The sequence below is a fragment of the Psychrobacter sp. L7 genome, from assembly GCF_002810365.1.
Taxonomy (GTDB): domain Bacteria; phylum Pseudomonadota; class Gammaproteobacteria; order Pseudomonadales; family Moraxellaceae; genus Psychrobacter; species Psychrobacter celer.
On sequence record NZ_NEXR01000014.1, the window covers coordinates 1 to 6,128 of the forward strand.

At 43.9% G+C, this 6,128-nt stretch carries 5 protein-coding genes; 1 reads left to right on the plus strand and 4 read right to left on the minus strand.

Translation table 11 applies throughout. The features are described 5' to 3' along the window. A partial coding sequence (locus CAP50_RS12395) for a type VI secretion system Vgr family protein (protein WP_172953133.1) occupies nucleotides 1-804 on the minus strand: 804 nt, incomplete at its 3' end. Nucleotides 805-1,052: 248 nt separating this feature from the next. Then, nucleotides 1,053-1,328 carry a hypothetical protein gene (locus CAP50_RS12400; protein ID WP_075101188.1) on the minus strand — a complete coding sequence of 92 codons (276 nt, stop codon included), beginning with the start codon at nucleotides 1,326-1,328 and terminating at the stop codon, nucleotides 1,053-1,055. Between the two features lie 112 nt (nucleotides 1,329-1,440). On the opposite strand from CAP50_RS12400, the gene CAP50_RS12405 reads away from it, so the two are divergent. After that, entirely contained in the window at nucleotides 1,441-2,427 is a 987-nt protein-coding gene (locus tag CAP50_RS12405; protein ID WP_075101187.1) for a formylglycine-generating enzyme family protein, read from the plus strand. A 20-nt stretch (nucleotides 2,428-2,447) separates the two neighbouring features. On the opposite strand, the gene CAP50_RS12410 is transcribed toward CAP50_RS12405, so the two are convergent. Then, complete coding sequence (locus CAP50_RS12410; protein ID WP_100750127.1) at nucleotides 2,448-5,543, minus strand: hypothetical protein; 3,096 nt, start codon at nucleotides 5,541-5,543, stop codon at nucleotides 2,448-2,450. Next, nucleotides 5,543-6,128 (minus strand): DUF2345 domain-containing protein (locus tag CAP50_RS12415; protein ID WP_172953134.1); only part of this gene is annotated, 586 nt, incomplete at its 5' end. The genes CAP50_RS12415 and CAP50_RS12410, both read right to left, overlap by 1 nt.

A 6,128-nucleotide genomic window follows, 5' to 3' on the forward strand; every position in this document is an offset into this window, starting at 1 on the left:
TGTCCATAGGGTATTGCTGCTTGAGGCGAGGATACTGTCACGACTGACTAGAAGTACATCAGCTGCGCCAAGCACTTCCGTATTTAGCGTCTCATCGATCACCTGCGCTGCGGTTTCAAAGGCTTTTATAGACGCGTTCGCACTACTGATCTCTTGGGTGGATTGCAAGTGCGCTTGTTTGGCTTCCATCAGGGTCTCACTCAGCTCAGCACCCAGTTTCAGCTGGCGTTGTCCTGCGTCGTTGACCCACGCCGATTCATGCTCGGAGTGGCTGTGCCGGATCCCAAAGGTAGAGAGCAGCATGCCACTGTCTGCTGTGGCTTGCAGTCCATGATCGGTGGCAAGGTTGACCCCTTGTCCGCTGCTTGTCGATTGATGGTTGCTGTAGCGATGGCGTAGGACACCAAGCTCGAGGATGTGCTCATCTGGGGCAAAGACTGCTTTGTTGGTGGTCGTTGGGTGCTGTGCGTTAGCATGGGCATTGGTATTGACACTCCACTGCATGCCGATCTGGTTTGGAGTGTCATCAAACAGTAGGTTGACTTCACTATTAGAGGTCAGCCCGTATTGAGCGATACCGGTTATCCAGCCGCTATGTGCGTCGTCATCCTTGATTTGTGAATGTCCCAGACCGCCACCATGCCATCTTGGTGAGGATCCGTTTTGTAGGTTATGCCGGTTGGAGAGTCCGCTATCACGGGAAGTGATGTCTTTATCATCAGTGTCGCCCATGCCGATACCGTTATAGAGGCTGCGGCTGATCAGCGGGCTATCCTTGTCGCCGTACCAGTGGTTAAGCAGCACCGACTGTCCGAGTCTTGGGGTAAACTGCCAACCGTGAGTCGCACCTGAGGACAGTTGTAATGCTCTAAGCGGCGGGGTGATGCCATCATCATACGGGCTGATACCAGCAGATACAGGCGTAGTGATGGTGCGCTGCCCATTTGGTGCCCAAACCGTGCCCTGCCCTAAAGCTGCGAATACTGAATTGACCCCAACCTATACAATTTACATCATCAAAATTAATGACACCTAACGCAAAAGGTTAAGTGTCACCTTGACTCTGAACCCAACTTCGATTTGGCAAAAAATATATTTTTAGACTCTTTTTTATTTGCATGATAGATATTATTATTTTGCCTGCTCAACAAGACATCTTGTGTATCAGTAAAGACTGACTGATCATACTGGTCTGGATTGGCAGCAGCGTAGAAGGTTGGACCAGTATAGTCATCAAGTTTGCTATCAATAGCATAGTTAGCGTCAGTGTTCTTGACCACTTCGATGCCTTTAAGGTAGATCAGGATAAACTCGCCCCATTGATGCATTTTATCAACCCTCCCTATCTCAACTGTTGTTTAATATAACGACTTAGACAATAGACCAAAATTATGAGTATAATTACCTGAAATTATCAACAAAAACTCACTGTAGCTCATTATGAATCTAAAACCTCTATTCGTATCTTTGTTTATCTTACCTCTATTTTCTATCACCGCCTGCGCCACTGAACCTACACCGAAGGTAGATAGCGATGGCATTCCCCAAACTCGAAATGATCTAACAGCAGATGAACAGCAGCAATTAAATGACTTCTTAGCTCAGCAAAAAGAAAATATGCGCTTTATCGAAGGCGGCAGCTTTGAGATGGGTGACTTCGGGCATAAGCTCGACTGGACGGATGGTCTACCATTGACAGGACAAGCTGATAATAAGCCTTTGCATCCTGTGACGCTCGATAGCTTTAGTATGAATGCGTATAAAGCCACTTATGGTGACTTTGATATCTATAGTATGGCAACGGGGCAAGAGAAAGTAAGCACACAGAAAAATAATCTTAAAATACGCCAACCTGATGCTGCGGCGGGTATCAATTGGCAAACCGCCCAGCACTATTGTCAATGGCTGGGGCAAAAGTTAGACGTACCAATGGATCTGCCAACCGAAGCCCAGTGGGAGTATGCGGCGCGTAATCGCGGAGAATATGTCTTATTTCCAACCGATACAGGAGATATAGATCCTGGACGTAATATGTGGACATATGAAGAGCAGCGTAAGCTGAGCGATAAGTATAATTCTTTCGTCCTTACAGTTCCTATTGTCGGATTATATCCACCCAATCCTTTAGGGCTTTATGATCTATCTAATCAAAACTACGAATGGATGATAGATTGGTACGATCCTGAGTATTATGCTAATAGTCCAAAAAATGATCCACGAGGCCCAGAAATAGGTACAGATAAAGTATTGCGAGGTGTAGATGCTACTGAAGGGTCAGCTGGTAATGTACGTGCTGGAGGTGCCGTTACTATTAAACGATTTCAAAGAGAGCCGAATCCACCTTTAATTTCTGATAATTCTAATATAAATCAAAATAGAGCAACTTCTGCCCGCTGCGTAGCTAATTCAAGCAAGCCCATGTCTTAAAAGTATTAAGGTTTAATTAACTAGACATTATAAGTATCATCATCATTTCTCTGGATTGGTGCTGCATCTCTATAGCCATCAAAGACTGACTGATCATACTGATCTGGATTGGCAGCAGCGTAGAAGGTTGGACTGGTGTAGTCGCCCATTTTGCTGTAGATATCGTAATTAGCATCGGTATTTTTGACCACTTCTATGCCTTTAGGATAGCTGGGTTTGACCTTTTGGCGCATGGTTATATAAGCATCTACATAGTAGCTACCTGTATTAGACTTCGCTGTACTGTTTGAATTGATCATTGCTAGAACAGCGGCTTCATCTGCTAGTCCTACACCGTAGTTTAGCAAGCGGATTATATCGCCTTCGTTTTTACCCAAACTGCCTTTTGCTCCGTTAACAGTCATATGCTGTAGTGTATTGCGCCATTCAGGGGAGGTGGTAACCGTAGCAAAGATGATGATAATCGCTTGCTTGCGAAACTCTAATAAGTCTAAATCAATATCGATAGGTATTGTACTTCTAACACTAGCAGTAGGCAGGTCTTCAATATGACTTACCTTAGCATGCCGAGTCAGTTGATAGAGCAGCATACCTTTGGCTTCAGGCGTTGCATATTTAAGCCAATCGTCATCTCGTTTACTGATAATGCGCTGCGCCAGCTCAATTCGTGCTTTATCAGTATCTATATAGGTTAAAAAGTTATCAAAATCGTCTGTTATTTCTTGTAATGATTGGGTAACTTGAGAATTCTGACCAAGCATCAACACTGACAATTGACTTATTGCTGCAAAAGCAGCTCCTTGGATATAAACCAACGTCCTGAACCCTGCATGTAACAGCTGATAAGACAACCAGCGCATAAATTCGGCAATCAATGCGGAGTCTATCTCAAACTCCATACCGCCTTTACCGCCAAGTCCAAAACATAGTGCCGCTTGCGCTCGTACTTTAAATTTACCACCTTGGTAGAAAATATAGAAACTACCACTAAATCCAACGCCTGCACTGCCTGCGATCGTACCTGACACCTTAGCAAAAGATCTAAAGTCCTTCACCTCAGGATTGAGCCACTCGATACTACCAGCAGGCGTGACACCTACCTCCGCACCAGCAAAGGCAGTAATGCCAATGTCCGCTTTGGTATTAGAGTTGGCATCCATAACCTCAACTGGCTCATAGCTGCGTTCGACATCGAATTTGCGTTGTTTATTTGCTGCATCCCACATATTCGCGGCTGTCTGTCTCGGTGCGCGGCTGGCAGCTACCAGCTTTTGAGAGCCGCCTTCAAAATTAATGGAGGCAGAGCCTGCAATGCTCGCTTTTACTCCTGTAAATCCATAAAAGTCACAAGACACAATAAAACGTATCGCACCTAAGTCTATTTCACCAGCAGCTTCAAATTTGGCATGTAATCGCCAGCCGTCTTTTGAGGGTATCGCCATTCTCGTCTCGATATTCCCTTCGCAAAGCACTAGCTTGCCACTGACGTCAAATCCACCACTAAGCTCTATATCACCTTCTTTAGGGTTCCATTCTGCTGAACCGCTAGCTGATGCTCCGCCAACGGCACGCAACCACTGGGCCGTGGCATCAACATCCAAACTTTCGGATATCTGTATAGAGCGACTAAGCTCATTAGCAGAGCTTATGAGACTATCACTTAAAAATCTTAAATCTAAATCTTTACTGTACTGCTCAGATTCCCATTCTTTCTCAACGGATAAAGAAATATTCTTGATACTATCGACGAGTCCGGCCACATCTAATGACTCAGGACTTGCCGAAATACCGACACCACTACCTGTCTCAAGACTGATACTATAATCTGTCTGATTAATACGATTATTACGGTACCGTAGATAAGCATCATTTTCTAGATAACGTCTGACTAAGCGAGTATTACCTCTACCTCTGTCGTTTCCAGCGTAGCGCTCTACTAAAAATACTTCTTTTAAATCAGATTTCGTGGCAAAGCTACTATTAAGCTTCTCTTTAACTGCGTCTTCCGCGATGCCTAGTGCGTCCTCTATGTCTTGTATCTCTTTAATCGATCTACCCTGCTGATAAGCTCCCTCTAGTCTTGCTCGCTGCTGATAGGTCATTTGCACCAGCTTGCCAAGCTCAGCAGATATTTCATCGAACTGCTTAAAGTCTTTTGGTTTTAAGATCAATAGTTCTTTTTTTGCAAGATCATAAACGATAGGCAGCTTGCTTTTACTTCCAAGCATAGCCTCAATATCCGGTTTATCTGGCACCGTACTACACATCATGGTTTTTATTTCAATAACATGATAAGGGTCTTCGCCTTGATGCTTGGGAATGACTATCTCTTTTTCTTTTAAGGTCAGCTCACAACCTGCAAGAGATACTTTGACGCTGCGGACAAAGTTTTGAATAAAAGGGGCGATACGTCCATGTTTATCAGTCGTTCTTACAGCTCCTTTCTTTTCGCCATTCTCATCGATCAGCCATACTTTAACGTTGGGAATGCCTTTATTTTTATTATTGACTACTTTAAACCCAACAAAAGTTTCTAAGCATACAGCATAGCTCGAAGTCTTCCCATCATGTTTTATGATTGAACTCTGAGTGCCTTGATATTTCTTACGAACCTTGGCATTTAAATATGAAGAAGCTCCTTTTGGTTTAATTTTAATCTGGTAACCTTGATCTTTTATTCCTTGGAACGGTGCAGTCATACCGTTCTCATCTGTTTTACCGATTTTTATGACTTTACCTTTATTATAAATCTTGTAGTCCAGTTCAGAGATCCAATCGCCTTTTGTAGATCCATCTTTATCAAAGTATTCATATAGTATTAAGAAACTTAATGGGTTTTCTGAGCTAACTTTTAGCAAATGTATATGACCAATGGACTGAGTATCTTGATTTAAAACTTTAGGATAACCTTGCCCACCATCATAATAAAAAAAAGTATTTTTTGGAGATAGTTTAGATATCTTAATACCAGTTTTGATATTACCATCGGCATTTGAGGTAAAGGTTTTCTCCTTTATTCCACTTTTAGTTTGGTACGCTATTACAACCTTTTCATATTGAGCAGGTTTACCATTGTTGTAAATAGCCTTTATTTCTAAGTTTCTATCTAAAGCCATTACTCATCATCCCCAAAACTCAATGTAAACCCCTCATGCTCATCGCCAATGATATGTATACCCACTTCTTCAGGCGTGTCTGTGACGATCTGTTCAGTGCGGCCTTGCGCATCGGTTTTACCTTTTTTAACCGTACCGTCGTCCATAAACAGCAGGTATTCAGTGTTAGCGATAGGCTCTCCGAACGTGTCCTTGGCGACATAAGTTAGATAAGATTTGATCTCTGAGCCACCTAGAGATGGCAGGGTTGGCGTAATATTCGCCCCGCCCACCAAGCTCTTCTTCACCGCCTTTATCTTAATCTCCCCCGGGCACACCAGCTTAATCCCGCTCTCATCAATCGTCAGCGACGCCCCCGCGCTGGTTTGCAGCTTGATGCGTTTAGGACTTGCGATATTCACTTGTCCTGACTCACTACCGATGGTCATGGATTGCTGGCTATGCAGTTGCAGCTCACCGCCCTGTGCTTGTATCGCTACTGGCTTGGTATTAGCACTGATATGCAGTCCTGATAGCGCAGCCTGTCCGGCTATCCCTGACAGCGACTCGATACGATCTGCCGTTAAGGTATAGTTGCCTGCCACC